24 protein-coding genes are annotated in these 25,749 nt (G+C 73.8%); 7 read left to right on the top strand and 17 right to left on the bottom strand.

Going from position 1 to position 25,749, the window contains the following annotated elements:
• Positions 1 to 37 precede the first annotated feature (37 nt).
• Positions 38 to 475, bottom strand: a complete 438-nt coding sequence (locus ABT106_RS03895; RefSeq protein ID WP_351271836.1) for an SRPBCC family protein — start codon at positions 473 to 475, stop codon at positions 38 to 40.
• A gap of 155 nt (positions 476 to 630) precedes the next feature.
• Between ABT106_RS03895 and ABT106_RS03890 the strand changes: the two genes are divergently transcribed.
• Positions 631 to 816 carry a DUF5999 family protein gene (locus ABT106_RS03890; RefSeq protein ID WP_351271833.1) on the top strand — a complete coding sequence of 62 codons (186 nt, stop codon included), beginning with the start codon at positions 631 to 633 and terminating at the stop codon, positions 814 to 816.
• 159 nt (positions 817 to 975) lie between these two features.
• Here ABT106_RS03890 and ABT106_RS03885 read toward each other — a convergent pair whose 3' ends face one another.
• Together ABT106_RS03885 and ABT106_RS03880 are read right to left on the bottom strand one after the other, a co-directional pair.
• Positions 976 to 3,000, bottom strand: coding sequence for an ATP-binding protein (locus ABT106_RS03885; RefSeq protein WP_351271830.1), 2,025 nt, complete (start codon positions 2,998 to 3,000; stop codon positions 976 to 978).
• A 137-nt stretch (positions 3,001 to 3,137) separates the two neighbouring features.
• Positions 3,138 to 4,085 carry a fibronectin type III domain-containing protein gene (locus ABT106_RS03880; protein WP_351271827.1) on the bottom strand — a complete coding sequence of 316 codons (948 nt, stop codon included), beginning with the start codon at positions 4,083 to 4,085 and terminating at the stop codon, positions 3,138 to 3,140.
• 255 nt (positions 4,086 to 4,340) lie between these two features.
• On the opposite strand from ABT106_RS03880, the gene ABT106_RS03875 reads away from it, so the two are divergent.
• The 6 genes from ABT106_RS03875 to ABT106_RS03850 all read left to right on the top strand — a co-directional run bounded on the left by ABT106_RS03875 (position 4,341) and on the right by ABT106_RS03850 (position 11,386).
• Positions 4,341 to 5,936 (top strand): ABC transporter substrate-binding protein, encoded by a 1,596-nt coding sequence (locus ABT106_RS03875; protein ID WP_351271824.1) that lies wholly within the window; start codon positions 4,341 to 4,343, stop codon positions 5,934 to 5,936.
• A gap of 46 nt (positions 5,937 to 5,982) precedes the next feature.
• Positions 5,983 to 6,948, top strand: a complete 966-nt coding sequence (locus ABT106_RS03870) for an ABC transporter permease (protein ID WP_351271935.1) — start codon at positions 5,983 to 5,985, stop codon at positions 6,946 to 6,948.
• A 142-nt stretch (positions 6,949 to 7,090) separates the two neighbouring features.
• Positions 7,091 to 7,897, top strand: a complete 807-nt coding sequence (locus tag ABT106_RS03865; RefSeq protein WP_351271932.1) for an ABC transporter permease — start codon at positions 7,091 to 7,093, stop codon at positions 7,895 to 7,897.
• Entirely contained in the window at positions 7,894 to 8,895 is a 1,002-nt protein-coding gene (locus ABT106_RS03860) for an ABC transporter ATP-binding protein (protein WP_351271821.1), read from the top strand. Before ABT106_RS03865 ends, ABT106_RS03860 begins: the two co-directional genes overlap by 4 nt.
• Positions 8,888 to 9,559, top strand: a complete 672-nt coding sequence (locus ABT106_RS03855; RefSeq protein ID WP_351271818.1) for an ABC transporter ATP-binding protein — start codon at positions 8,888 to 8,890, stop codon at positions 9,557 to 9,559. The genes ABT106_RS03860 and ABT106_RS03855 overlap by 8 nt, the downstream gene beginning before the upstream one ends.
• A 258-nt stretch (positions 9,560 to 9,817) precedes the next feature.
• A complete protein-coding gene (locus tag ABT106_RS03850; protein WP_502979195.1) occupies positions 9,818 to 11,386 on the top strand; it encodes a hypothetical protein in 1,569 nt (522 codons plus the stop codon).
• Between the two features lie 90 nt (positions 11,387 to 11,476).
• Here the strand turns inward: ABT106_RS03850 and ABT106_RS03845 are convergent, their stop codons facing one another.
• The 14 genes from ABT106_RS03845 to ABT106_RS03780 all read right to left on the bottom strand — a co-directional run bounded on the left by ABT106_RS03845 (position 11,477) and on the right by ABT106_RS03780 (position 25,724).
• Positions 11,477 to 12,094 carry a cytochrome b/b6 domain-containing protein gene (locus tag ABT106_RS03845; protein ID WP_351271815.1) on the bottom strand — a complete coding sequence of 206 codons (618 nt, stop codon included), beginning with the start codon at positions 12,092 to 12,094 and terminating at the stop codon, positions 11,477 to 11,479.
• Entirely contained in the window at positions 12,078 to 12,731 is a 654-nt protein-coding gene (locus ABT106_RS03840; protein WP_502979200.1) for a molybdopterin-dependent oxidoreductase, read from the bottom strand. Before ABT106_RS03840 ends, ABT106_RS03845 begins: the two co-directional genes overlap by 17 nt.
• A gap of 175 nt (positions 12,732 to 12,906) precedes the next feature.
• Positions 12,907 to 14,034 (bottom strand): LLM class flavin-dependent oxidoreductase, encoded by a 1,128-nt coding sequence (locus ABT106_RS03835; protein WP_351271809.1) that lies wholly within the window; start codon positions 14,032 to 14,034, stop codon positions 12,907 to 12,909.
• 11 nt (positions 14,035 to 14,045) lie between these two features.
• The gene (locus tag ABT106_RS03830) at positions 14,046 to 15,101 is read right to left on the bottom strand and encodes an LLM class flavin-dependent oxidoreductase (RefSeq protein ID WP_351271806.1); all 1,056 of its coding nucleotides are present in this window, start codon (positions 15,099 to 15,101) and stop codon (positions 14,046 to 14,048) included.
• Positions 15,098 to 16,495 carry an NtaA/DmoA family FMN-dependent monooxygenase gene (locus ABT106_RS03825; protein WP_351271803.1) on the bottom strand — a complete coding sequence of 466 codons (1,398 nt, stop codon included), beginning with the start codon at positions 16,493 to 16,495 and terminating at the stop codon, positions 15,098 to 15,100. The genes ABT106_RS03830 and ABT106_RS03825 overlap by 4 nt, the downstream gene beginning before the upstream one ends.
• 25 nt (positions 16,496 to 16,520) lie before the next feature.
• Positions 16,521 to 17,735 (bottom strand): LLM class flavin-dependent oxidoreductase, encoded by a 1,215-nt coding sequence (locus tag ABT106_RS03820; protein ID WP_351271800.1) that lies wholly within the window; start codon positions 17,733 to 17,735, stop codon positions 16,521 to 16,523.
• Positions 17,736 to 17,859: 124 nt separating this feature from the next.
• Positions 17,860 to 18,615, bottom strand: a complete 756-nt coding sequence (locus ABT106_RS03815) for a GNAT family N-acetyltransferase (RefSeq protein WP_351271797.1) — start codon at positions 18,613 to 18,615, stop codon at positions 17,860 to 17,862.
• Between the two features lie 55 nt (positions 18,616 to 18,670).
• On the bottom strand, positions 18,671 to 19,687 hold the full coding sequence (locus ABT106_RS03810) for a transporter substrate-binding domain-containing protein (RefSeq protein WP_351271794.1): 1,017 nt from the start codon (positions 19,685 to 19,687) through the stop codon (positions 18,671 to 18,673).
• 69 nt (positions 19,688 to 19,756) lie between these two features.
• On the bottom strand, positions 19,757 to 20,584 hold the full coding sequence (locus ABT106_RS03805) for an amino acid ABC transporter ATP-binding protein (protein ID WP_351271791.1): 828 nt from the start codon (positions 20,582 to 20,584) through the stop codon (positions 19,757 to 19,759).
• Positions 20,581 to 21,570 carry an amino acid ABC transporter permease gene (locus tag ABT106_RS03800; protein ID WP_502979193.1) on the bottom strand — a complete coding sequence of 330 codons (990 nt, stop codon included), beginning with the start codon at positions 21,568 to 21,570 and terminating at the stop codon, positions 20,581 to 20,583. The genes ABT106_RS03805 and ABT106_RS03800 overlap by 4 nt, the downstream gene beginning before the upstream one ends.
• 210 nt (positions 21,571 to 21,780) lie before the next feature.
• Entirely contained in the window at positions 21,781 to 22,890 is a 1,110-nt protein-coding gene (locus ABT106_RS03795; protein ID WP_351271788.1) for an aryl-sulfate sulfotransferase, read from the bottom strand.
• 106 nt (positions 22,891 to 22,996) lie between these two features.
• Positions 22,997 to 23,980: an ABC transporter substrate-binding protein gene (locus tag ABT106_RS03790; RefSeq protein ID WP_351271785.1), complete on the bottom strand. Its 984-nt coding sequence runs from the start codon at positions 23,978 to 23,980 to the stop codon at positions 22,997 to 22,999.
• Between the two features lie 230 nt (positions 23,981 to 24,210).
• The gene (locus ABT106_RS03785) at positions 24,211 to 24,927 is read right to left on the bottom strand and encodes an ABC transporter ATP-binding protein (RefSeq protein WP_351271782.1); all 717 of its coding nucleotides are present in this window, start codon (positions 24,925 to 24,927) and stop codon (positions 24,211 to 24,213) included.
• The gene (locus ABT106_RS03780; RefSeq protein WP_351271779.1) at positions 24,924 to 25,724 is read right to left on the bottom strand and encodes an ABC transporter permease; all 801 of its coding nucleotides are present in this window, start codon (positions 25,722 to 25,724) and stop codon (positions 24,924 to 24,926) included. Before ABT106_RS03780 ends, ABT106_RS03785 begins: the two co-directional genes overlap by 4 nt.
• Between the last annotated feature and the right edge of the window lie 25 nt (positions 25,725 to 25,749).

The raw sequence follows: 25,749 nt of genomic DNA, 5'->3' as shown, positions 1-25,749 counted from the left end.
AGCTCGCGGTCGACCCGCCCGGGGCGGGTCCCGGGCCCTACGGCCGCAGCATGCGGCGCAGCGCCCGGCCGAAGACCGCCCGGCCCGCCGCGTCGACCACCGGGTCCACGAGGCGCGGGAGGCCGCGCAGGCGCAGGTGCTCGCGCCACCGCACCTCCGTGCCGCCCCCGGGCTGCGGACGGACCTCGATCTCGGCCCAGCCCGTCACCACCCGGCCGCGCTTCTCCAGCCGCACCAGCCCCGCCGCGTCCGGGCCGGGCGGGCGCCAGAGCGTCACTTCCATCGGGTCGTCGAAGGTGATCCCACCCACTCCCGTGCGCGCCGTGAAGACCGTCCCGACGCGCGTCGGGGGAGCCGTCGCGACGACCGTACGGGTGAGGGGGACCTGCTCCCCGTGGCGCTCCCAGTCCGTGAGCCGGTGCCAGACCTCGGCCGGCGGGAGGGGTGTGCGGTGAATGATCCGGATGCCGGGCATGAGCGCATCGTAATCGGGCATACACACCGTGAACTGGGCGGCGTATATGGGTTCCGCCCGGGGGTGGCGATCAGCAATACTCACCGCCACCGTGGATCGCGGATTCGACCGGGTGACCACCGGCCCTCCCGCCCCACTCTGCGAGGAGGTGCGCCATGTGCTCCCACCAGCCCCCCTGCCCTGCCGTAGACAGCGCCGACCACGAGACAGCCCGCGTGGTGGCCTTCCATCCCGAACAGGGCTGGAGCCTGCTGTGCAACGGTGCCGTCGTCTTCGACGACACCGGTGAACTGCTCCCCGACGGCCGAACGGTGGCACCCCGCCGGCCGGCCCTGGTCTGAGCCGAGGAGGCAGCATGCGCCAGCAGCTGATCCGCAAGCCCGTTCCGAAGCCCGCCCCCCGAGACCTGGACCTGCGCACACCGTCGGGCAGACCCCTCCCGTACTGACGGGAGCCCCGACGCGGTCCACCGCCGCCGCACACCGCCCGCCGGCTGGTGCTCAGCCGGTGGGTGCCGCCGTGCCGCCCAGGAACGCCGTCTCGTACGCCGCGTCGCCGATCGCCGCGCGGGCCTGCCGCTCGCCCCGGTCCCGCAGGGCCGTCAGCGAGGGCGAGCCGCCCATCTGCGGCCGGCCGACCGTACGCCACCAGGCGTGCCCGGTGCCCAGCAGGCGCGCCGCCAGTTCCCCGTCGCCCAGCGCGGCGACCGCCGCCGCCAGCACGTCCAGGCCGAGCGCTATGCCGAACCGGTCGCCGAGCAGCCGTTTGCCGGACAGCATGGCCCGTACGTGCCGGGCCGCCTCCCCGTGGTCGCCCAGGCCCAGCGCGGCCACCGCCAGGATGTAGTCCGCGTACGCCCGCAGCCAGCGCTCGCCCAGCTCCGTGCAAACCTCCCGCAGGGAGCGCGCCTCGGCCGTGGCCTCCTCGTACCGTTCCAGGTCGCACAGCGCGTAGCCGGTGGCCAGTTTGCACAGCAGCCAGCCGGGGGCGCTGGTGCGCCCGCCGTGGCCGGCCCGTGCCCGCGGGCCGGCCAGCGCGAGGGCCCGCACGGGATCGCCGGGCATCAGGACCGCCACCGCCGACAGGTACGCGGCGCGCAGCTCCCGTTCGGGGTCCGCCAGCCGGGCCGCCGCCCTGGTGCACTGGGCGCCGATCTCGCGGGCCGCGTCCATGTCGCCCTGGAGCATCGCCGTGAGCCCGAGCGCCCATTGGGCCTGGTTGTACGCGGCGCCCGCGGGCGGTGCGGCCCGCAGGGCGCGTTCCAGGAAGCTCCGGCCCTCGTGGACGTGGCCGCACGCGAACCAGTAGAACCACAGCGCGCCGGCCATCTCGAGCGCGGCCGTCGGGTCCGACCCCAGCAGGTGTTCCAGCGCCGTGCGCAGCTGCGCGCGCTCGGCGGTCGTCCTGCGGTACCAGTCCACCTGGCCGGGGCCCAGCCAGCCCCGGTCGGCGGCCCGGGCGAGGGCGGCGTACCAGTGGGCGTGCCGGTCGGCGACGAGCCGGTCCTCGCCGAGTTCGGCCAGCCAGCCGTGTCCGTACTCGCGGATCGTGTCGAGCATCCGGTAGCGGGTCCCGGCGCCCCGCTCCTCGGTGCGGCGGACCACCGACTTGGCGACCAGGCCGGCCAGTACCCGCTCCACCCCGGCGGCGGGGAGCGGCCCGCCCGCGCAGACGGCGCGGGCCGCGGCGGCGTCGAAGTCTCCGCTGAAGACGGAGAGCCGGGCCCAGAGCAGCCGTTCCACCGGCTCGCACAGCTCGTGGCTCCAGCCGATCGCGGTGCGCATGGTCTGGTGCCGGGTCGGGCGGGCGGTGCGGGTGTCCGCGAGCACCTCGAACCGCGCCCCGAGCCGGTCGGCCATCTGCTCCAGGCTCCACCGCCGCATCCGGGCGCCGGCGAGTTCCAGGGCGAGCGGGATTCCGTCCAGGCGCCGGCACACCTCGGCGGCGATCCCGGCCCGGTCCGGGTCGGCGAAGGCGGCGGCCGCCCGCGGGGTGGCGGTGAGGGCGCGGGCGCGGAAGAGGGCGAGGGCGTCGCTGTCGGGGCCCTCGCAGGGCAGCGGGCGGACGTCGACGACCCGCTCGCCGGGGGAGCCGAGCGGCTCCCTGGAGGTGACCAGGACCGTCAACCCGGGTGCGGACTGGAGGAGTTCGCCCACGAGGTGGCGGCAGTCGGCCACCAGGTGCTCGCAGGTGTCCAGGACGAGGAGCAGGGTCTTGTCCGCCATCCAGGCGCACAGCTCCTCGTCGAGGGCGGCCGCGGAGTGGTCGGCGAGGCCGACGGCGTGGGCCACGGTCGCGGTGAGCAGGCGCGGGTCGCGCAGCGGTGACAGCTCGGCCCACCAGACGCCGTCGGGGCGCTCCCGGCGGGCGCGGGCGGCGGCCCGCAGGGCGAGGCGGGACTTGCCGACGCCGCCCACCCCCGTCAGCGTGACCAGCCGCCGCTCGCGCAACAGTCCTTCCAGCAGGCCGAGTTCTCGCTCCCGGCCGACGAAGCTCGCCGATTCCGGCGGCAGGTTTCCCGGCACGGTGCCAGATTCTGGCGCAGAGCCGTCGGCATCCGCGTCTGCCTGATTGTTGTTGACCGAGTACTCTCCGAACACGGGAGTATTCTGCGTGATCTTCTTGTCCGCGCGTGCGGTTCAGGCTGAAACGCTGTCATGTCTCATGCGGTGAGGGTTACTTCGCGCTCTGCGGAGAAGGCGCCCCAGTTGCCGTCGGGAAGCCTGGCGCGGAGCTTGACCCGCCACACGGTGCCGGGGGGCTCGGTCACGGTGAGCCGGTGCTCCACCCGGCCCGCGGGCACCGCGCCCGCGCCGAACTGCACCGTGGTCGTGAGCCGTCCGTTGACGTGGAGTTCGTAGTCGCTGGTCTCGCGGCCCGTGTCCGGCGCGGTCCAGGAGAGGGTGACCGTGCCGGGGGAGGCGGTCGCGGTGAACCCGGAGGGTGCCGTGCCCGGCCCGCCGCCCGCCGCGGGCGGGGTGGTGACGTCCACGGCCGGGCCGTCGGGGGAGGAGTTGTCGGCTCCGTCCCGGGCCCTGACGGTGAAGGTGTAGACGGTGTCCGGCTGGAGGCCGCTCAGGACGGTCGAGGTCTCGCCCGGGCCGGCGGTGTGGATGCGGACGCCGCCCTGGTAGACGTCGTACGCCGTCACGCCCGTGTCGTCGCCCGCGGCGGTCCAGGTCATCCGCGCGGACCGGGGTCCGGTCGCCCCGCCCCCGGTGGCGGCCGGAGCGGTGGGGGCCACGCGGTCCTCGGCCTTCGCGGCCGGGGTGGTCGCCCCGACGGCGGGACCTGCTCCGGAGACGTTCCCGGCGGCGTCCCGGGCCCGGACGGTGAAGGCGTACGCGGTCTGCGGAGCGAGGCCGGTGACGTCCGTCATGGTCTTCTCCGCGGGGAGTTCCCGGACCAGACGGCCCGCCTGGAAGACCTGGTAGCCGGTCACCCCGTCCCGTTGCGCCGCGGCGTCCCACATGACGTGCACGGTGGTGGCGCTGCCCGCCTGGGCGGTCAGCCCGGCGGGGGCGGGCGGGGCCTGGGTATCGGACGCGGTGCACGCCGCCAGGCCGGTCAGGGCCAGGCAGAGGGCCAGCGTGGGGGCGCTGCGTCGCACGGGGGTGCCTTCCTCGGCTTGCTCGGCTTCTCTCGCCGGCGCTCCTCGGCGTTGTCCGGCGTTTCCTGGCTCTCGTTGAGCGCTTTAAAGGTCTAGACATATATGGCACGAGGGCCTCGGGGTGGGCAAGCCCCCTGCGGCCCCGGGGTGGGCGGGGTCCGTCGTTGTGACCGGGTTCGCCTTCTTCTGATCTCGTCTGGCATTATTGCGATCTCTTTGCAATAGCAGATGATCATGAACAGGGATGTGTACAGCATGACGGCCCGGACAGTACGGGGAGTGGCACGCGCGACGCTGGCCGCCGCACTCATCACGGGCGTGGCGGCCTGCTCCAGCCCCGGCGGAGGTGCCGGCGGCGGGTCCGCGGACTCCGCCGTCGTCGGCATCGCGACCGAACCGGAGAGCCTGAGCCCGCTGCTCGGCTACGGCAAGGACGGCAACTCCAAGATCTTCGACGGGCTGCTCGCCCACGACGCGGACCTGAAGCTGAAGCCCGCGCTGGCCGAGGCCCTCCCCGAGGTCGGCGCGGACGGGCTCACCTACACGTACAAGCTGCGCCAGGGCGTGAAGTTCAGCGACGGGCAGCCCTTCTCCGCCGCGGACGTCGTCTTCACCTACCGCACGATCCTCGACGCGAAGACGAACAACGCCTCCAAGACCGAACTCGACGCCGTCGCGGGCGTCGAGGCACGCGGCGCGGACACGGTCGTCTTCACCCTGAAGTACCCCTACGCGCCGTTCGCCGAGCGGACCGTGCTGCCGATCGCCCCCGAGCACGTCGCGGGCCGGCAGGACGTCAACAGCGGCGAGTTCACCACCCGGCCCGTCGGTACCGGCCCCTACCTGCTCACCGGCTGGTCCAAGGGCGAGAAGCTCAGCTTCAAGGCGAACCCCGGCTACTGGGGCGGCGAGCCCGCGGTGAAGAAGTTCACCATGGCCGTCATCAAGGACGACGACGTCCGCGCGACCCGGCTGCGCTCCGGCGAGCTGGACGCGGCGGTCCTGCCGCCGAACCTCGCCGAGGGGTTCGCCGCCGACACCGCGCGCACGACGCTCGCCGCCAAGACCTTCGACTACCGCACCGTGACCCTCCCGACGCACCACCCGGTCACCGGCGACCTCGCGGTCCGCCAGGCGCTGGACGTGGCCGTCGACCGCACCACCATGGTCGACAAGCTCCTGGAGGGCGCGGGCAAGCCCGCCTTCGGGCCGGTCCCCACCACAAGCCCGTGGTTCACCGCGGGCACCGAGCGCGCCCACGACCTCGCCAAGGCGCAGCGGATCCTCGACGAGGCAGGCTGGAAGCCGGGCGCGGACGGAGTCCGCGTCAAGGACGGGGTCCGCGCCTCCTTCCCGCTCTGGTACACCTCCGGCGACAAGATCCGCCAGGACCACGCGCTCGCCTTCGCCTCCGACGCCAAGAAGGCCGGCGTCGAGGTCAAGACCGAGGCGGGGACCTGGGAGGTCATCGAGCCCCGGATGAAGACCGACGCCGTCCTCGCCGGCGGCGGCTCCCCGGCCGACCCCGACTTCGACCAGTACCTGCTGCTGACCTCCTCCCTCGCGGGCGACGGCTTCAACAACATGGCCTGGTACGACAACCCGGCCGTCGACCGGGCGCTGACCGACGGCCGCCGCAGCGGCGACCCGGCCGCGCGCAAGGCCGCGTACGACACCGTGCAGCGCGAGCTCGTGAAGAACCCGGGCTATGTCTTCCTCACCCACATCGACCACCTGTACGTCGTCAACGACAAGTGGGACGGTCTCACCACGCAGATCGAGCCGCACGACCACGGCCTCGGCACCGGCCCCTGGTGGAACGTCGAGACCTGGAAGCCGAAGCAGAAGTGAGCCGGGCGACGTGACCTTCCCCGCCGGCCGCCTCCCCTGGGCGCCGATGGCGCGCATGGCGGGGCGGCGAACGCTCTTCGCCGCGCCCGTCCTGCTCGTCGTCACCTTCGGGGTCTTCGCCATCGCCGCGTCGTCCCCCTTCGACCCCGTCAAGGCGTACGCCGGCACGGCGGGACTCACCGCCTCGCAGGCCGACCTCGACCAGCTGCGCGCCAACCTGGGCGCGGACCAGCCGCTCGTCGCGCGCTGGTGGGAGTGGATCACCTCGGCCCTCACCGGCGACCTCGGCACCTCCGCCGTCATGCGCCAGCCCGTCGCCGACGTCATCGGGGAACGGCTGGGCTGGTCCGCGCTGCTCGCCGCGAGCGCCTTCGCGGTGGCCGTGCTGCTCGGTATCGCGCTCGGCGTGCCGGCCGCGCGCCGCCAGGGCGGGCTCCTGGACCGGGCCGTCAGCTCGCTGGCCTACACCCTGGAGGCGGCCCCCGCGTTCTGGCTGGGGCTGCTGGCCATCTGGTTCTTCTCGGTGCACCTGGGAGTGCTGCCCTCGGGCGGCCTCACGGACGCGGGCAGCGACGTGGTCACCCCCGGCCAGGTCACCTCGCACCTGGTGCTGCCCGCGCTGGTGCTGGGGCTCTCCCAACTGCCCTGGTTCTTCCTGTACGTCCGCCAGGGAGTGGCCGACGCCCTGGCGGAGGACCCCGTACGCGGCGCCCGCGCGCGCGGCCTGGCCGAGCGGGGCGTCCTGGTCGGGCACGCCCTGCGCTCCGGCATGCTGCCGATGCTGACGCTGGTCGGCTCCCGGGTGCCGGAACTGATCACGGGCGCGCTGCTGGTGGAGACCGTCTTCAGCTGGCCGGGCATCGCGGCGGCGACCGTACAGGCCGCGACCTCGGTCGACTTCCCGCTGCTGGCGGCGCTGACGGTGCTGGCCACGGCGGCGGTGCTCGCCGGGAACCTGCTGTCCGACCTGCTGTACGGGCTGGCCGACCCGAGGGTGGGCTTCGATGGCTGAGCCGGTGACCCCCGTGACGAAGACGACGACGGCCAGCACGGAGACGGAGAGGCAGACGCGGGCCGGGAGGGTGCGGACGGCGGAGAGCGGGCCGGTGTGGAAGTCCGCCGGGACCGTGCGGAGTTCGACGCGGACGCTGCGGATGCGGGTCTCGGCGGCGATCGTGCTGCTGATCGCGCTGGCGGTCCTGCTGGTGCCACCGCTGGCGCAGCTGGACCAGCAGGCGGTCGACCTGTCGGCGAAGCTGCTGCCGCCCTCGTGGGCGCACCCCTTCGGGACCGACGACGTCGGGCGCGACCTGCTGCTCCGCTGCGTCTACGGGCTGCGGGTCTCCCTGCTGGTGGGCCTGGTGGCGGCGCTCGTCGCCTCCGTCCTCGGCACGGCGGTGGGCGCGGCCGCGGGGGCACTGGGCGGGTGGACCGACCGGCTGGTGATGCGGGCCGTGGACACCCTGTCCTCGATCCCGCACCTGTTGCTGGGCATCTTCATCGTCGCCATGTTCCGGCCGGGCGTCTGGCCGGTGGTCGTCTCCGTGGCCGTCACCCACTGGCTGTCGACGGCCCGCATCGTCCGCGCCGAGGTCCTGTCCCTGCGCGGCCGCCCGTACGTGGACGCCGCGATCTCCGGCGGTGCCTCGCGGTGGCGGGTCGCCGTCCGCCACCTGGTGCCCGGAGTGCTTCCGCAAGCGGGCCTGGCCGCCGTGCTGATGGTCCCGCACGCCATGTGGCACGAGTCCGCCCTGTCGTTCCTCGGCCTCGGCCTGCCGGCGCACCAGGCCAGCCTGGGCAACCTCGTACAGAGCGCCCGCGGCTCGCTGCTCGCCGGAGACTGGTGGCCCACCCTCTTCCCGGGGCTCCTGCTGATCATCCCGACCCTCGCCATCGCCGGACTCGCGGGTGCCTGGCGCGACCGCCAGAACCCCCGCCGCCGCTCGGAGCTGAGCCTGTGACCCGCCACCACCCCGCCGACGCCGGGGTCCGCGCCGGCTGGCCCGTGCTCGCCGTCGACGGGCTCTCCGTACGCTTCCGCATGCGCGCGGGCCGCCACGTCGAGGCCGTCACCGGCGCCTCCTTCCGCCTCGCCCCCGGCGAGTGCCTCGCCCTCGTCGGCGAGAGCGGCTGCGGCAAGTCCGTCCTCGCCTCCGCCCTCCTCGGCCTGCTCCCCGGCAACGCCGAGACCGCCGGCTCGGCCCGGCTCGCCGACGGGCTCGACCTGCTCGCCGCCGACGAGCGCACCCTCGCCCGGACCGTACGCGGCCGCCGCGTCGGTTTGGTCCCGCAGAGCCCGGCCGCGCACCTCACCCCGGTCCGCACGATCCGGGCCCACCTGGAGGAGACCGTCCGCGAACTGGTCCGGCCCGCGGTGCCCGCGCCCCGCGGGCGGCTGCGCGGGGACGCGCTGCGCGCCGCCGCGGAGGCCGCCGCCGAGCGGGCCGCCTTTCCCGCCGACCACCTCGACCGCTACCCCCACGAACTCTCCGGCGGCCTCGCCCAGCGTGCCGCCACCGCGCTCGCGCTCGTCGGCGACGCCCCGCTCCTCCTCGCGGACGAGCCGACCACCGGACTCGACCGGGAGCTCGTCCACCGCACCGTCGATGAGCTGCGCACCCACACCCGCGACGCCGGCCGGGCCCTGCTGATGATCACCCACGACCTCGCCGCCGCCGAGCGGATCGCCGACACCGTCGCCGTCATGTACGCCGGCCGGATCGTCGAACTGGCCTCCGCCGCCGCCTTCTTCGGCACGCCCGGGCCCCGCCACCCCTACGCCGCAGGGCTGCTCGACGCCCTGCCCGAGCGGGCCTTCACCCCCATCCCCGGGGCCCCGCCCGAACTCGGCGCGCTCCCGCCCGGCTGCGCCTTCGCCGCCCGCTGCGCCCGCGCCGACGGAGCCTGCCGCGCCGAGCGGCCCGCGCTCACCGAAGGGGTGGCCTGCCACCATGCTTGAGCTCACCGGCATCACCGCCGGTTACGACCGCCGCGCCCCCGTCGTCCGCGGCGCGCACCTCGCCCTGCGCCCCGGGGAGTCCCTGGGGCTCCTCGGCCCCAGCGGCTGCGGCAAATCCACCCTCGCCCGCGTCGCCGCCCTGCTGCACCGCCCCGACCGCGGGACCGTGTCCCTGGACGGCCGTACCGTCACCGGCTACCGGCACCGGGCCCCGCGCGACCTGCGGACCTCCGTCGGCGTCGTCTTCCAGCAGCCCCGGCTCGCCGCCGACCCGCGGCTGCGGCTGCGCGACCTCGTCGCGGAGCCCCTCCGCGCCACGGGACGCCGTACGGAAGCGGCCGCGTCCGTCGCCGAGCTGACGGAGCGTGTCGGACTCGGCCGCGAGCTGCTCACCCGCCGTGCCCACGAGGTCAGCGACGGCCAGCTGCAACGGGCCTGCCTGGCCCGCGCGCTGATCCTGCGACCGCGCTGGCTGGTCTGCGACGAGATGACCGCGATGCTGGACGCCTCCACCACGGCGGCCCTGGTCGGGGTGGTCGAGGAGTACCGCGCCGACACCGGGGCCGGCCTGCTCGCCGTCGGCCACGACCCGGTGCTGCTGGCGCGCTGGTGCGACCGTACGGCCCACTGGGACGAGATCGCCGACGGGGTCGGCAAGGACTGAACGCCCGTCACGGAACGTCGGCCTCCGTACGGCGACTCGCGGGCGGCCGCACGGCCGTGACGATCCGCGACGGCCTCGCGGCCGCCGCCCAGGCGGTGTCCGGCCCCGTCCTCCGGCCCGCCCTCCTTGATCGACTGTTGCGCCTTCGTGAATCATCCGCCTCTTCCATGGACTCCTCGGGCACCGCGATCTAGCGTCTGGCGGCGGCGCGACGTCAGACACGATGTCAACAGAACTGAAGAGAGAGAGGGAGTCCGGATGCTCCGAAGAGCGCTGAACTGCGCTGTGGTCCCGGTCGTCGTCGCCTTCACGGCGATGTACGGCATCACGCCGGCCCAGGCCGAGGAGATACCCAAGGCCCCCGGCCACCGCCTGGTCAGCCACTACGAAGGCAGCCCCGCGGCCGCCGCACCGCTGCCCGGCGAGGCGCCGCCGCAGCACCCCTTCCTCGCGCCCAACGGCCGCAGCGGCATGCACTCCGACGCCGCCGGCAGCGCGACCTCGCCCTGGTCCGGTCCGCTCGGCAAGAACCCGCAGGTGACGAGCGAGAAGATCGCCGCCCTCGGCGGCGAATGCGCCACCGCCACTTTCGACTCGGGCGGCCGCCTGGTCACCGTCTGCGGCACGTTCACCGGCTTCAAGGTCAAGCTGCTGGAGCCCCGCACGCTCGCCACGCTCGCGGAGTACCAGCTTCCGCAGCGTTCCTCCACGGTCGAGGCGATCACCTCGCTCGACTTCGCGAAGATCTTCAAGGACACCTCGGGCGGTGCCTACTTCTACCTGGACAACCAGGACCGGGCCGTGCTGGCCGACTCCCGCCAGCACGTCCTGCGCCTCTCCCACGGGCAGAGCCCGGACGGCAGCTGGAAGTTCACCGTCGACGACGACTGGGACCTCACCGGCCACGTCCCGCACGACTGCGTGACCTGGACCAACCTGTGGCCCAGCGGCACCTGCGACCCCGTCACCTCCGTGATGCCCGACTGGAGCGGCCGCATCTGGTGGGTCACCCGCCAGGGACGCGTCGGCACCGTGGACCCGGCGACCTCGCAGATCCGCTCCGTACGGCTGCCGGGCGAGGAGATCCAGAACTCCTTCTCGGTGGCCCAGGACGGCGTCTCCATCGTCACCGACCACGCCCTGTACAGCTTCCGGGCGGCCGCGGACGGCACGCCCGAGGCGCAGTGGCGCCAGACCTACGACCGCGGCACCAAGGCCAAGCCCGGTTCCGTCAACCAGGGTTCGGGAACCACACCGGACCTCTTCGGCAACGGCTACGTCGCCATCACCGACAACGCCGACGACCGGATGAACGTCCTCGTCTACCGCCGGGGCGCGGACGTCCCCGCCGGCCAGCGGCTCGTCTGCACGGTGCCCGTCTTCGGCTCGGGCGCCTCGACCACGGACAACTCCCTGATCACCTGGGGCAACAGCATCGTCGTCGAGAACAACTACGGCTATGAGAACCCCACCACCCTGCTCCTCGGCAAGTCCGTCGTGGGCGGCGTCAGCCGCATCGACGTCCGGGCCGACGGCAGCGGCTGCGACACGGTGTGGCAGAGCGCGATCCGCTCCCCCTCCGTCGTCCCCAAGCTCTCCACCGCGAACGGGCTGCTCTACTTCTACGAGAAGGAACCCAACTTCTGGGGCATCGACGCCTGGTACCTCACCGCGGTGGACTTCCGCACCGGTGATCGCCGCTGGCGCCAGCTGACCGGGACCGGCGCGCTGTACGACAACAACTGGGCCCCGATCACCCTGGGCCCGGACGGCACGGCCTACGTCGGCGTCTTCAACGGCATCGTCGCGGTGCGCGACGGCGGCTGAGCCCGCCGCGGGGGAGGGGCGGCACGCCACCCGTGCCGCCCCTCCCGTACGCCCGACCCGCCCGCGGGAGCCCGTACCGGGGCCCGGTCGTCACCGGTCGGAGTGATCCCACAGCGGGTGCTCGCGGGCGGCCCATCCGCGCTCCACGGAGCCGGTGCGCATGCCGCGCCGGGCCTCCGGGTCGGCCAGGGCCTTGCCGATGTGACCGGCGAGGACCACGGCCAGGGCGAGGGCCAGCCAGTCGTGGACGAAGGTGGCGCCGGTCCGCCAGACGAGCGGGGCGAGGCCGGTGAACCACATCAGCAGCCCCGTGCCGAGCATCACGAGCACGGCCCCGGCCAGCCAGCCCGCGTACACCTTCTGCCCGGCGTTGAACTTGCCGGCGGGCCGGGGTCCGCGCTCGCGGCGCAGCGCCGAACGCAGCCACCGCCGGTCGTGCGGCCCGAACCGGTTCAGCCGGCGCAGGTCGGCGCGGAAGGCGCGGGAGACCAGCCCGAGCAGGAAGGGGAGCGGGATCAGCAGCCCGGACCACTCGTGGACGAGGACCACCAGACGGCGCCGTCCCACCAGCTCCGCCAGCGGCGGCAGGTACAGGCAGGCGGCCGAGGCGACGCACAGCAGGGCCAGCCACGCCGTCGTCCGGTGGACCCAGCGCTGGCCCGCGGTGAACCGGCGCACGCGCGCCGGGCGTTCAGGCGGTGGGGGCATCGTCGCGTCCGTTCGAGCGGCCGACCCAGGCGTCGACGTCGTAGCCGAGACGTTCCCAGTAGCCCGGTTCGACCCGGTCGGTCAGGGTGATGCCGGAGAGCCACTTCGCCGACTTGTAGAAGTACATCGGGGCGACGTAGAGCCGCACCGGACCGCCGTGGCTGTGGCTCAGCGGCCGGTCCTGCATCCGCAGCGCCACCAGGACGTCGTCCCGCCGCGCCTGCGCGAGCGTGAGGCTCTCGGTGTACGTGCCGTCGAAGCAGTCGAAGCGCACGGCCCGGGCCTCGGGGCGCACCCCGGCGGCGTCGAGCAGCCGGGACAGCGGAACGCCTTCGAAGGGGGTGGAGGGAACCCGCCAGCCGGTCACGCACTGGACGTCGCGGACCAGCCGGGTCTGCGGGAGCCCCCGCAGGGCGTCCAGCGAGTACGTCGCCGGGCGCTCGACCAGGCCGCCCACGGTGAGCCGGTAGTCCTGCGGGCCGCGCTCGGGGACGGAGGAGGCGACCGAGTAGTAGCGGAACCCGCCGCCGTTCGGCAGCAGCCCGGTGAGCCCGGTGGGGTCCCGGCCGGCGACGGCTTCGACGCCGCGCTGCAGGAGGGGGGCGGCGACCAGCCCGGCGGCCCCGAGGCCGAGCATGCCCAGGACGAGGCGGCGCCCGACCGGCGTGCCCCGGCCGTCGGGATCCCCGGGGTCCGTGCGTTCTTCTGTGCTCACCCGTCGATTCGACCACCACCGCACGCCCCGGCGCCAGGGGCCGCGGCGGTCCGTCAGACTTCCGTCACACCTGCCCCGCCGGCGGGGCGCGCCCCGCTCAGCGGCGCGCCCACTCCTCGGCCAGCAGCTGGTAGGACCGGACCCGGTCCGCGTGGTCGTGCGTGATCGTCGTGATCAGCAGCTCGTCGGCCCCCGTGGCCTCCTGGAGGCGCTCCAGGTGGTCCGCGACCGTCCGCGCCGAACCCGTGAACTGCGTGTCCACCCGGTCGGCGACCAGGTCCCGGTCCGCGTCCGTCCAGGGCAGCAGGCGGGCCTCGTCCGGCGAGGGGAAGGGGATGGCGCCCTCGGCGGTCCGGATGCTGCGCACCCAGGGCGCGTACCCGGCGGCCAGCTCGCGCGCCGTCTCGTCGTCCTCGGCCACCACCACGTCGGCGGACACCGTCAGGTACGGCCGGTCCAGCTCGGCGGACGGCTTGAACGCCGCCCGGTAGCCCTCGGCCGCCTCCAGCACCGAAGCGGGGCTGACGTGGTAGTTCGCCGCGAACCGCAGTCCGTTGCGGCCGGCGGCCTCCGCGCTCGTCCCGCCGCTGCTGCCCAGGATCCACACCTGTACGTCGGCCCCCTCACCGGGGACGGCGTGCGCCTCCACCCCCTCCGGGGAGCGGTACTCGCCCCGGAGCAGCGCCAGCACGTCGTCGACCTGCTCGCCGTACTCCTGGGGCCGCGCCCCCGGCAGGCTGAGCAGCTTCTGCTGGAGCGCCACCCGGGGGTGCCCCAGCAGGTGCGCGAAGGAGAACCGGGCCGGGACGCGCAGTCCGTTCGGCGTGTACCCGTCCACCACGGGGGTGCCGGGCGTCGCGGACTCGGCCGGGGCGGCCGGCGGACGGCCCGCGGAGCGGCCCAGGCCCAGGTCCAGGCGCCCCGGGTGCAGGGCGTCGATCAGGCCGAACTCCTCGACCGTCGACAGCGCGGTGCGGTGCCCGAGCTGGACGGCCCCCGAGCCGATCCTGATCGTCGTGGTGGCGGAGGCGGTCAGCGCGAGGACGACCGCCGGCGAGGTCCCGGCGACCCCCGGGTTGAGGTGGTGCTCGGCGAACCAGTAGCGGGCGTAGCCGAACTCCTCCGTCCGCCGGGCGAGGTCGATGCTGTGGTGCAGGGCCTCGGCCGCGGTGGAACCGGAAGAGATCGGGACGAGGTCGAGGACGCCGAGGGGGATGCCGGACATGGCCGGGCTCCTTACAGGTCGGGGGAGGAGGGGAAGACGGGGTCGGGGACCGCGGCGCGCAGCACCGGCGCGACGTCCGACTGGAAGAGTTCGAGGGACGCGCGGTGCTCGGCCCCGGTGAGGCCGCCCGGTTCGGCCTGCAGGTGCAGGGCCGTGTGGCCGAACTCCTCGTGGTAGCGGAGTACCTTCTCGACCACCTGCTGCGGACTGCCGATCAGGGCCGAGCTCCGCTCGACGAAGTCCTCCAGCGTCGGGAAGACCGGCTCGGCGCCCAGCAGCTTGTGGAAGCCGAGGTACCGCTCGAACGCCGGCCGGTACGCGGCGACCGCCGCCTGCGAGGTGGGCGCCGTGTGGAAGCCGGCCGTGCCCGCGCCCACCACCGCGTGCGCCGGGTCGTGCCCGTAGTGCTCCCAGCGCTCCCGGTAGTACCGGATCAGTTCCGCGTACGGGCCGATCGGATGCGTGACGTTCGCCGAGAACAGCGGGTCCCCGAAGCGCGCCGCGAGATCGACGGACTCCCGGCTCGTCGCACTGCCGTGCCAGATCCGCAGGTCCCGCTGGTACGGCCGGGGCAGCACCTCGGCGCGGGTCAGCGCGGGCCGGAACCGCGGCCGGGCGGTCACCTCGTCCTCGCGCCAGATCCGCCGGAACAGCTCGTAGCCCTCGGCGTTGCGCTCCCACTGGTCCTCGGGGCTCACGTCGAACAGCTCGCGCTGCGCCGTCCCGTTCCCCTTGCCGATCATCAGCTCGAGCCGGCCGTCGGAGAGGTGGTCGAGCGTCGCGTAGTCCTCGTACGCCCGCACCGGGTCCAGCAGGCTCAGCGTGGTCACCGCCGTGTACAGGCGGATGCGGCTGGTCAGCGCCGCGATGTGGCCGAGGACCACGGGCGGCGAGGACGACAGGAACGGCCGCTCGTGGCGCTCGCCGACCCCGAAGCCGTCGAAGCCGAGCTCCTCCGCGAGGAGGGCGGCCGCGACGACCTGGCGGAACCGCTCCCGGGGCGGGGCGGGAGCGCCCGTCACCGGGTCGGGGGAGTCCGCGATCAGGGTGATGGCCAGGAACTTCACGAGGCGGCGGCCTGCGGGGCCGCGGTCCGTCCGGCCCCGGGCTCCGCGGCCGGCACGGAGATCCCGAGGTGGTCGCGCAGGGTGGTGCCCTCGTACTCGGACCGGAAGACCCCGCGCTCCTGGAGCAGCGGTACGACGGTGTCGGCGAAGACGTCCAGACCGCCCGGGGTGATGTGCGGGACCAGGATGAACCCGTCGGCGGCGTCCGCCTGCACCAGCGAGTCGATCGACTCCGCGACGGTCGCGGCGCTGCCCACGAAGGTCTGCCGGGAGGTGGTCGCGATGACGAGCTCGCGGATCGAGAGGTTCTTGGCCTCGGCGAGCTCGCGCCACTCCCGGGCGGTGGCCAGGGGGTCGCGGAACTGGCGCACGCTCGCCCGTCCCAGGGCGATCGTGTTCTCCCCGACCTCCGGGTCGACGTCCGGGAGCGGGCCGTCCGGGTCGTAGCCCGACAGGTCCCGGTTCCAGACGTGCTCCAGGTACTTGATCGCGGTCTGCCCGCTGACCTGGAGCCGGCGCACCTCGTGGGCGGTCTCGTGGGCCTCGGCGTCGGTGTCACCGAGGACGAACGTGGCCGCGGGCAGGATCTTCAGCTGATCGGGCGTGCGTCCGTACGCGGCGAGGCGGCCCTTGACGTCGGCGTAGAACGCGCGTCCCTCGTCGAGGGTCGCGTACCGTCCGAAGATCGCGTCGGCGCGGGAGGCGGCGAACTCCCGGCCCTCGTCCGAGTCGCCCGCCTGGAAGACCACCGGCCGGCCCTGCGGGCCGCGCGGCACGTTGAACCGGCCCTCGATGTCGAAGTGCTGCCCCCGGTGGACGAAGGCCCCGGCCCGCGCGTTCCGCAGGAAGACGCCCGATCCGGCGTCGGCGGCGATCTCGGAGCCGTCCCAGGAGTCGAACAGCTCGATGGCGGTGTCCAGGAACTCCCGGGCCCGGGAGTAGCGCTCCTCGCGCGGCAGGAATCCGCCGCGCCGGAAGTTCTCACCGGTGAAGGCGTCCCAGGAGGTGACGACGTTCCAGGCGGCACGGCCGTCGGAGAGGTGGTCGAGGGAGGCGAACTGGCGGGCCACCTCATAGGGCTCGTTGAAGGTGGAGTTGATCGTGCCGGTCAGGCCGAGCCGCTCGGTGACACCGGCCAGGGCGGCGAGGACGGTGAACGTGTCCGGGCGGCCCACCACGTCCAGGTCGTATATCTCGCCGCCCTGCTCGCGCAGGCGCAGGCCCTCGGCGAGGAAGAGGAAGTCGAACTTGGCGCGTTCGGCGGTTCGGGCGAAGTGGATGAACGAGTCGAAGTCGATGTGGCTGCCGGCCGCCGGGTCACTCCACACGGTGGTGTTGTTGACGCCCGGGAAGTGGGCCGCGAGGTGGATCTGCTTGAGCGGCTTGGTGCTCATGGTTCGTCCTTCCGGGTGGTCCGGGTCAGGCGGCGGGGCTCGTGGCGGCGCGCGCGGCGTAACGGCTGGCCGGGCGCTCCAGCCCGAGGAGCCCGCGCAGGGTGTCCGCCTCGTACGAGCGGCGGAAGGCGCCGCGGCGCTGGAGTTCGGGCACCAGCCCCCGGGTGACGGCGGGCAGGTCGTGGGCGGTGGTTCCCGGCCGAAGCCGGAAGCCCGACAGGCCGGCTGACCGCCGTTCGAGGAGCAGGTCGGCCAGGTGGGCGGGGCTGCCGGTGAAGACCTCCGTGTCGTCCGCGAAAACCTCCCCGGCGAGGGCGTCGAGCCGCTCCTTGCGGGCCGCCGCCGCCGGCGCGTCCTCGTCCAGGAACACGGTGAGCTCGCCGAACAGACGCAGCGGCTCCGCGTCGGGCGCGGCGGCCCCGCGGGCCCGCAGGATCGCGGCGACGGCGGCGTGCGCCGCCTCGGCGTCCTGGGCGGCCACGAACCCGAGGTCGGTGGACCGCGCGATGAGCCGGTACCCGTCCTCGCCGTCCCCGAGCGCGCCGACGAGGGGCCGGCCCTGCGGCGGCCGCGGGGTGATCGAGGGGCCCCGGACACGGAAATGGCGTCCCTCGAAGTCGATGTAGTGCAGCTTGGCGCGGTCGACGAAGCGGCCCGTGGCCACGTCGCGGATCTCCGCGTCGTCCTCCCAGCTGTCCCACAGCCGCCGGACCGCCTCGACGTGATCGGCGGCCTCCTCGTACAGCTCGGCGGCGGAGAGCGGCGCGGGGCGGCGGCCGAAGTGCCGTTCCTCGTGGGGGAGTCCGGAGACCTGGACGCGCAGGCCGGCCCGGCCGCGGCTGACGTGGTCGAGGGTGGCGACGGCCTTGGAGATGTGGAAGGGCTCGGTGTGGGTCGTGGTCACGCTCGGGACCAGCCCGATGTGCCGGGTCAGCGGTGCCACGCGGGCGGCGGTGAGCACGGCGTCCAGCCGGCCGCGCACGAGGTCGGTGCGTTCGTCGGGGCCGTCGGGCGCGGTGGACTGGAGCGCGAGGCCGTCCTCGAAGGTGACGAAGTCGAGCAGTCCCGCCTCGGCCTCGGAGACGGCGTCGGCCCAGTACCGGGCGGTGAACAGCGCCCCGGGCCGGGCGCCGGGCTCGCGCCAGGCGGCGGGGTGCCGGCCGGCGCCGTCGAGCGCGACGGCGAGGTGCAGGTGAGTGGAGGATGACGGCGGAGTGGAGGATGACGGGGAAACGGACACGTCGGAATACGCCTTCCTGATCGGCGTGCGGAAGAAAGCCGGTGCGGGGTCGCGCATTCGTCCCGTCAGCTATTTCTCTCAAAAACGCTACGCCCGATGACTGGGCCATACAATGACCGGAATATTAAGAGAACTTGGCGGCAGTGTTGCCCGGGTCGGCCGGAGCCCGGAGTGCCATGAAGAACGGTCGCCGGCGCACGGTGAAGCCGATCGATTCGTACAGTCGCACCGCGCCCGTATTGCTCGCCGCCGTGTGCAGGAACGGCACGTCGCCGCGCTCCCGGATCCCTGCGGCGACGGCGCGGACCAGCCGCGTCGCCAGCCCCCGGCCGCGGACCTCGGGGTGCGTGCACACCGCGCTGATCTCGGTCCAGCCGGGCGGCCGCAGCCGCTCCCCGGCCATCGCCACCAGCCGGCCCCGGTGGCGGATGCCCAGGTACGTACCCAGCTCGACGGTGCGGGGCAGGAACGGTCCGGGTTGGGTGAGCTCGATCAGGCCGAGCATCTCGGGTACGTCGGACGGCCCGAGCCGGACCGCCTCCGGAGCCGGTTCGGCGCGCAGGGCGGTGTCGACCAGCTGGACGCCCTGGATCGTGCCGAGGGTCTCCCACCCCTCGGGCGGGGTCAGCACCCCGGCGAGCGTCACGGCCCCGCCCGCGCCCACCAGCTCGCGCAGCGCGGCCCAGGACCGCGGGGCGTCGGGGTCGGCGATGGCCGCGAACGGTGCGACGTCCGCCGGGTAGCGGGCGGCGTGCGCGGCGCGGCCGCCCGCCCGGCCGCCCGGATGCTCCGCGAAGGCCGCGTGCGGACCGGACAGGGAGGCCCAGGCCGGGTTGTCGAGGATGTGAGGGGCGAGCGGGGTGGGGGTGCCGGTGCTCATGGGACGCGGCTCTCCTTCCGGGTGCGGGCAGTGGGCCGGGGGACGGTCCGCGGGCTCAGGAGTTGGTCGTGGGAAGGCCGGGAGGGTTGACCTCCGAGGTGGCCACGGCCTCGTTGGACAGGTTCCAGGCGGTGAGCAGCTGCGCGTACTGCCCGTTCTTGATCAGGTGGTTGATCGTGTCCGCCACCGGCTTGGCGAGGCCGCTGTCCTTCTTGGCGGTCGCCGCGATCAGCCCCTGGAGGGACTCGCCGGCTCCGGAGAAGGAACCCGCGTTGCGCGTGGGGGCGTTGCCGCCGGCCGTCTGGGTGATGTGGTATGCGATGGACGGGTTCGGGCCGAAGCTGAGGTCGATCTTCTTCCCACTCAGGGCCAGATAGACGCTGTTGGCGTCGGGGAAGTACTTGACGGTGATGTCCTTGCCCTCGGCCTGAAGCTTCTTCTGCCACTCCAGGAGGATCTTCTCCTGGTTGGTGCCGGAGCTGACCGCGACGGTCTTGCCCGCGAGGTCGCGGTAGTCGCCGCCGAAGGTCCAGGTGTTCTCCTTCAGTGCCTCGAAGGCCAGGTTGTCCTGCCGGTAGGAGGCGAACTCGTACTTCTTCTTGCGTTCCTCGGTCACCGTCACGTTGGTGAAGGCCACGTCGACCTTTCCGCTGTCGATGCCGACGAAGAGGTTCTCCCAGGTGGAGTTCTTCACCACGGGCTTGAGCCCCAGCGACGCGGCGACCAGCCGGCCGAGGTCCGGCTCGGCCCCGGTGAAGGTCTTCTGGTCGGTGCCGACGTACGCCAGCGGCGGGAACCCGGCGGGCAGCGCGCCGACCCCGATGACGAGCTCGCCGCGCTCGCGGACCGCCTCGGGCAGCTGGGCGCGCAGGGACTCGACGACCGGGACGGTCAGCTCGGCCTGCTGGGCGGCCCCGTTGGAGACGGCGCCGACGGTGACCTTGCCGGTCGCGGAGCCGGTGGCCTCGGCGTCGCCGCCGCAGGCGGTGAGACCGGAGGCGAGGGCGACGGTGGCGGTCGCCGCACCGATGCCGCGGACGAGTCTGGCGCGCAGGGAGGACTGGTGTTGCATGGGGGTGTTTCCTTTTCGAGTGGGGGTGGAGCGGGGGAGGGACGGAGGGGGGAGGGCACAGGGGGAGGGTCACAGCACCTTGCTGAGGAACTCCCGGGTGCGCGGGTGTTCGGGGTGGTCCAGAACCCGGCCGGGCGGGCCCTGTTCGACGATGCGTCCCTCGTGGAGGAAGACGACCTCGTCGGCGACCTCGCGGGCGAAGCCGATCTCGTGGGTGACGATGACGAGGGTGGTGCCGCCGGTGGCCAGGTCCTTGATCACGGACAGCACCTCGCCGACCAGCTCGGGGTCGAGGGCGGAGGTGGGCTCGTCGAAGAGGATGACCCCGGGTCGCAGGGCGAGGGCCCGCGCGATGGCGACCCGCTGCTGCTGCCCGCCGGACAACTGGCGCGGGTAGGCGCCGGTCCGGTCGCCGAGCCCGACCCGCTCCAGCAGCTCGCGGGCCAGCGCCTGCGCTTCGGCGCGGGGCAGCCGGCCGGTGGCCACCGGGGCCGCGGCGACGTTGTCCAGCACGGTCAGGTGCGGGAAGAGGTTGAAGTTCTGGAAGACGAAGCCGATCCGGCCGCGCTGGGCGAGGATCGCCCGCCCGCCGAGCTCCTTGAGCCGGGAGCCGTGGCGCTGTACTCCGATCAGCTCGCCGCCCACGCTGACGTGCCCGGCGTCGGGCTTCTCCAGGTGGTTGAGCACCCGCAGCAGGGTGGACTTGCCGGAGCCGGAACGGCCCAGGATCACGGTGACCGTGCCCGGTGCGACGGTCAGGCTGACCCCGTCCAGGACGTGCTGGGCGCCGTACCACTTGTGCACGGCGTGCACCTCGATCGCGGCCGGCCGCACGTCGGCGGCGCCGGTGCCGGTGTCGGTGGTGCCCGGGGTGCCTTGGGTGGCTGTGGCGGTCATCGGGCCGTCTCCGTCCGCAAGCGGGTCCGTACGTCGCGCAGGCCCGCCCGGGCCCGCTGTACGGGGGTGGGCGGCAGCGTGCGCAGCGCGCCGCGGGCGTAGTACCGCTCGATGTAGAACTGCACGACGGAGACCAGGCTGGTCAGGATCACGTACCAGACGGTGGCCACCAGCAGCAGCGGGACCACGTCGCCGGGGTAGGTGCTGGCCAGGCTCTGCACCGAGCCGAACAGGTCGAGCAGGGAGACGTAGAAGACCAGCGAGGTGGCCTTGAGCAGGCCGATCAGCTGATTGACGTACGAGGGGACGATCGAGCGCAGCGCCTGGGGGAACACGATCCGGGCGAACTGGTACCGCTTGGGCAGGCCCAGTGCGGCGGCCGCCTCGTGCTGGCCCTGGTCGACGGAGAGCACGCCGGCCCGGACGATCTCGGCCGCGTACGCCGCCTCGCTCAGGCTCAGCCCGACCACGGCCACGACGATGTCGGTGGCGAGCCGGGACTCGTCGAAGGTGAGGAAGGCGGGCCCGAACGGCACCCCGATGCTCAGGGTCGGATACAGCGCGCTGAGGTTGTAGAGGAAGAGCAGGACGACGATCAGCGGAACGGAGCGGAAGAGCCAGATGTACGCCCAGCTCGCCGACCGCAGCACCGGGCTTCCGGAGAGCCGGCCGAGCGCGAGCAGGACTCCGCCGGCCAGACCGAGGACCGCGCTGTACGCGGCCACCTGGAGGGTGATGAGCAGCCCCTCCAGGATGACCGGCCGGAAGAACCAGTAGGCGAAGCGGTCCCATTGGTAGAAGGGATTGGTCAGCAGGCCGTGGCCGGCCTGGGAGGCCAGGACGAGGACGGCCAGGGCGGCGATCCACCGTCCGGGCCGGCCGAGCGGGAGGACCCGCTCGGCCGGCCCGGGCGGCGCCGGTGGCCCGGACGGGCTCGGTGGCCCGGACGGCCCGGCGGGCGCGGAGAGGAGCAGTGGTTCGGTCAACGGGCACTCCAGCAGCTTCGATATGCGGCGGAATCGAAAAGCAGCCGTCATACCGGACGGGAGAGGCCGCTGATGTCGTTTATCTGCGGCGTAAGCTAGGCAGCCCGGAGAAGGGGTGTCAACGGTCTGGATATCGGAATGGGCAAAAGCGCTTACCAATTTAATCCGCCGTACATACAACGCCTTCCGGTGAAATGAACCGGGGTACGGTCAGAGCCAGGGGACCTGGTCCGCGGCGTATCGGTAGGCTCGGAATACCGAGTTCTGGGCGCCGCCCGAGGACTCCAGTCCGACGCCCTCGCCGAAGGCCCGGAACTGCGGAACCACGAACTCCCACACCACGTCTCCGCCGGCCGTCACCTCGAAGAGCCGTCCGAAGGAGCCCTCGGCGATGAAGGTGTTCCCGTTGGGGAGGCGCTGGGCGCTGGACATGTACGGGCTGAAGAAGTTCTGCGGCGGGTTGTCCTCGTACGACCAGATCTCCTTGCCGGTGCGCGGGTCGAGTTCCAGCACCCGCGAGTACGGGACGGAGGTGTGGTCGCGATACGTCCCGTTGTCGAAGACGAGGACCGTGCCGCCGGGCAGCTCGTGCGGGTGGTGCTGCTGGGCCAGGACGTCGGGGCCGATGCGCCAGCGTACGGAGCCGTCCGCGCGGTCGACGGACACGGTGGTGGAGGCGCTGCGGAAGCCCACCACCAGCGAACCGTCGGCCTGTTCGTTGACGGTGTTGGCCATCGGCCAGTGCTCGCGGGCGAAGTGGCGGTTCAGCGGCACCTCCTCGGGGTCGAGGTGCTCGATGGCGGCCCAGCGCCACACGACCTCACCGTCCCACGTCAGCTCGTGGACCACGTCCCCGTAGATCACGCCGCCCGGGGCCTCGGAGCCGGGGATGCCGCCCCGGATCCGCGCCGCGTCGGCGGGGGACAGGGGCTCGACGCCGGTGACGACGAGGTTGCCGTTGCGCAGCAGGGACGCGTCGTGGTGGTGGAAGGGGTGCCGGGCCTCGCGCACGACCGTGGAGTCGGGGGCGAGTTCCTGGAAGATGCCGCCGTGGTAGACGTCCCAGATGGGGAAGAGGGTGGGACCGCTGGTGTCCTTGGCCGCGTAGAAGAGGTTTCCGTTCGGCAGGATCTGGGCCTGACGGCCGGGCGGGTGGGGGGAGTTCCAGGTGTGCGCGGTCCGCCCCTCGATGTCGACGAGGTGGATCTCGCCGGCGCTGGTGATGGGCGTGTAGAGGGTGTAGCCGCCGTAGCTGCGCTCGGGGTCGTGGGCGATGAGGCCGGTGCCGCGGCGGCGCAGGGTGTTCTGGTCGATGCTCATGGGTCTCTCCGGTGGGTCGGTGCGGTGGGTCGGTGCGGTGGGAGCGGTGCGGAGGGAGCGGGCCGTCGGAGCGGGACGTCGTCCGGCCGGGTGTCCCGTACCGCGGTCAGCCGGTGACGGTGACGGTGACGGCGGCCGCGTCGGCTGCCGCCAGCGGCCCCGGGTTCAGGTACCGCGACAGCGCCGCGCGGTCCGCGGCGCCGGGCAGGCCCTGGGCGGTCTTGGCCCAGGCGGCCTCCTCCGTCAGCTGCGTCAGCAGCTCGGGGGAGAGGGTCGCGCCGTAGGCGTAGCGGGGCTGGAAGGTCTCGACGTAGGCGGCTTCGAGGGCGCCCTTGGACTGGGTGAGGACCGCCTCGCGGGCGGCGGCCGGATCCGCGCCGATCTCGCGCTGGGCGCGCAGCAGGGTACGGAGCACGGCCGCCGTGCCCTCCGCGGTGGCCGAGGGGCCGGCCACGAGCAGGGTCCTGGCGGTGTAGCCGGAGTAGGGGAGCTCGGCGTAGCGCTCGCCGAGGGCGGTGCGCGCCGCGCCGTAGAAGCTGGGGAAAGTGATCCCCGCGTCTACGTCACCGCGGGCCAGCGCCGACGTCACCTGGTTCGGGGCGAGGTTGACCACGGTGACGTCCGCCGTGGAGAGCTCGGCCGAGGAGAGCATCCGCGACAGCGCGTACTCGACATTGGTTCCCCGCGGGACGCCGACCTTGCGGCCCTTCAGGGCCGCGAATCCGCCGATGCCCGCGTCGGTGCGGGTCAGCAGCCGCCAGTCGGAGAACCGGGACAGGTCGGCGACGATCCGCAGGTCGCGGCCGCCGAGCGCGGCGGTCACCGCGGGCAGGTCGCCCACGACCCCGAACTGGGCCTGGCCGCCGAGTACGGCGTTGAGAGCGTCGCGGCCGCTGGGCTGGGTCGTGACGGTGGCGTCGACGCCCTCGGCGGACCACAGCGCGCGCTCCTGCGCCACGTAGACCGGCGCGCCGCCGAGGTGGTCACTGGCGGCGAGCGTGACGGCGGGACGGCCGCCGCCCTCGCCGGAGCCGTCGGCGCACGCGGTGGCGAGAACGCAGAGCAGGGCGGCGAACAGTACGGCGGTCACCGCGCGGGGTCTGCGGGATCCGCGGGGGGCGGGAGCGGTGGCGGAAGGGGCGGAGGGCATGGCGGGGCCTTTCGTGGAACGGGGGAACCGGATGGGGCGGAGGGGAGCACGCCGGTTGGCCGTCCCCGGCGCGGTGTCGTCAGGGCGCGTTCGGGAGGTGGCCGGGCGGGCGGGGCGAGTTCGGGGGGTGACCGGGCGGGGCTCGTACGGCAGGGCTCCCGCGGGAGGGTTCAGCAGGCGCCGAGGTGGCGGGCGATCAGCGACCGCAGATCCGGGTCGGGCGGCCCGGCGGGCACGGGGTGGTCGGCCAGCACGCGTCCGGGGGCGCCGCCGAGGACGACGACCCGCTCGGCGAGCACCAGCGCCTCGTCGATGTCGTGCGTGACGAACAGGACGGTGGTGCCGCGCCGCTGCCACAACTCCCGCAGCAGGGCCTGCATCCGGGTGCGCGTCAGCGCGTCCAGTGCGCCGAACGGCTCGTCCATCAGCAGTACTTCGGGTTCCGCCGCCAGCGCCCGCGCCAGGGCCACGCGCTGCTGCATGCCGCCGGACAACTGCGCCGGGTACTTCTCGGCGCCGTCCGCCAGGCCGACTTCGGCCAGCGCCGCGAGGGCGCGCCGGCGCCGCTCCGCGCGCGGCAGACCGAGCCGCTTCAGGGCGAACTCGACGTTCCCGCGCGCCGTGCGCCAGGGGAAGAGCGCGTAGTGCTGGAAGACGACGCCGCGGTCCGGGCCCGGCCCGAGCACCGGGTCGGAACCGGCCGTCACCCGTCCTCCGGTGGGCTTCACGAACCCCGCCACCGCGCCCAGCACCGTGGACTTCCCGCAGCCGCTCGGTCCGAGCAGCGCCGTGAACGAGCCCGCCGGCAGGTCCAGTTCGGTGCGCTCCAGCACGGGTGTGCCCCCGTACGCGACGGACAGCCCCTCCAGCCGTACCCCGAGGCTCATGACGCGCTCCAGTGCACGAACCGGCGGCCGACCGAGGCCAGCGTCAGGTCCACGGCGACGCCGAGCAGTCCGAGCACGAGCAGGCCGGCGAACATCCGGTCCACGCGCAGGAACTGCCCGTCCACCTGGAGCCGGTACGCCAACCCACTGTCGGCGCCGCCCAGTTCCGCCGCCACCAGGGCGAGCAAAGCCACCGAGGCGCCGTAGCGCAGCGCCGCGAGCAGGGCGGGCGCGGCGGCCGGCAGCAGGACCTCGGTGAACCGCCGGTGCAGCGGAGCCCCGAGCGTGCGGGCCGCGCGCAGGTGGGTGACCGGTACCCGGGACACCCCGTCGTGGACGTACAGCCAGACGGCGAGGAGGACGGCGTACGCGATGAGCAGGCGCTTGGCGCTCTCGCCGATGCCGAACCAGGCCGTGGCCAGCGGCACCAGGGCGATGGCGGGGATCGGGCGCAGGAAGGAGACGACCGGGGTGACGGCCGCGGACACCTTCGGCAGGTAGCCGGTGGTGAAGCCGAGCGCGCTGCCGATCAGCGCGCCGAGCGCGAAGCCCTGTCCCGCCCGGGCCAGGCTGGCGCCGAGGTCCTCGGCGAGGACACCGCTGCGGGCGCTGTCCGCCAGTGCGGCCGCGGTCTCGGCCGGCGTGGGAAGCAGTCCCGGAGCCACCCCGCCGGACCGGGCGACCAGGTACCAGAGCGCGAGCACGGCGGCGGCCGCGCCCAGGGCCGGGGCGAGCCGGCCCAGGATCCGGCCGGGCCGGCCCGGAGTCCGGCCGGGCGGTGAGGGGATGGCGTGCACGGGGCTGCTCCTCGGTCGTCAATAA

Origin of the sequence: Streptomyces sp. NPDC002044 (assembly GCF_040296725.1) — a bacterium.
Classification (GTDB): Bacteria; Actinomycetota; Actinomycetes; order Streptomycetales; family Streptomycetaceae; genus Streptomyces; species Streptomyces antarcticus.
This window is presented reverse-complemented; position numbering and strand designations above follow the sequence as displayed.

Coding starts and splice junctions, on each gene's coding strand:
- ABT106_RS03895 (WP_351271836.1), bottom strand. CDS start 475: ATGCCCGGCATCCGGATCATTCACCGCACACCCCTCCCGCCGGCCGAG.
- ABT106_RS03890 (WP_351271833.1), top strand. CDS start 631: ATGTGCTCCCACCAGCCCCCCTGCCCTGCCGTAGACAGCGCCGACCAC.
- ABT106_RS03875 (WP_351271824.1), top strand. CDS start 4,341: ATGACGGCCCGGACAGTACGGGGAGTGGCACGCGCGACGCTGGCCGCC.
- ABT106_RS03870 (WP_351271935.1), top strand. CDS start 5,983: ATGGCGCGCATGGCGGGGCGGCGAACGCTCTTCGCCGCGCCCGTCCTG.
- ABT106_RS03865 (WP_351271932.1), top strand. CDS start 7,091: ATGCGGGTCTCGGCGGCGATCGTGCTGCTGATCGCGCTGGCGGTCCTG.
- ABT106_RS03855 (WP_351271818.1), top strand. CDS start 8,888: ATGCTTGAGCTCACCGGCATCACCGCCGGTTACGACCGCCGCGCCCCC.
- ABT106_RS03850 (WP_502979195.1), top strand. CDS start 9,818: ATGCTCCGAAGAGCGCTGAACTGCGCTGTGGTCCCGGTCGTCGTCGCC.
- ABT106_RS03845 (WP_351271815.1), bottom strand. CDS start 12,094: ATGCCCCCACCGCCTGAACGCCCGGCGCGCGTGCGCCGGTTCACCGCG.
- ABT106_RS03840 (WP_502979200.1), bottom strand. CDS start 12,731: ATGCTCGGCCTCGGGGCCGCCGGGCTGGTCGCCGCCCCCCTCCTGCAG.
- ABT106_RS03835 (WP_351271809.1), bottom strand. CDS start 14,034: ATGTCCGGCATCCCCCTCGGCGTCCTCGACCTCGTCCCGATCTCTTCC.
- ABT106_RS03825 (WP_351271803.1), bottom strand. CDS start 16,495: ATGAGCACCAAGCCGCTCAAGCAGATCCACCTCGCGGCCCACTTCCCG.
- ABT106_RS03815 (WP_351271797.1), bottom strand. CDS start 18,615: ATGAGCACCGGCACCCCCACCCCGCTCGCCCCTCACATCCTCGACAAC.
- ABT106_RS03810 (WP_351271794.1), bottom strand. CDS start 19,687: ATGCAACACCAGTCCTCCCTGCGCGCCAGACTCGTCCGCGGCATCGGT.
- ABT106_RS03805 (WP_351271791.1), bottom strand. CDS start 20,584: ATGACCGCCACAGCCACCCAAGGCACCCCGGGCACCACCGACACCGGC.
- ABT106_RS03795 (WP_351271788.1), bottom strand. CDS start 22,890: ATGAGCATCGACCAGAACACCCTGCGCCGCCGCGGCACCGGCCTCATC.
- ABT106_RS03785 (WP_351271782.1), bottom strand. CDS start 24,927: ATGAGCCTCGGGGTACGGCTGGAGGGGCTGTCCGTCGCGTACGGGGGC.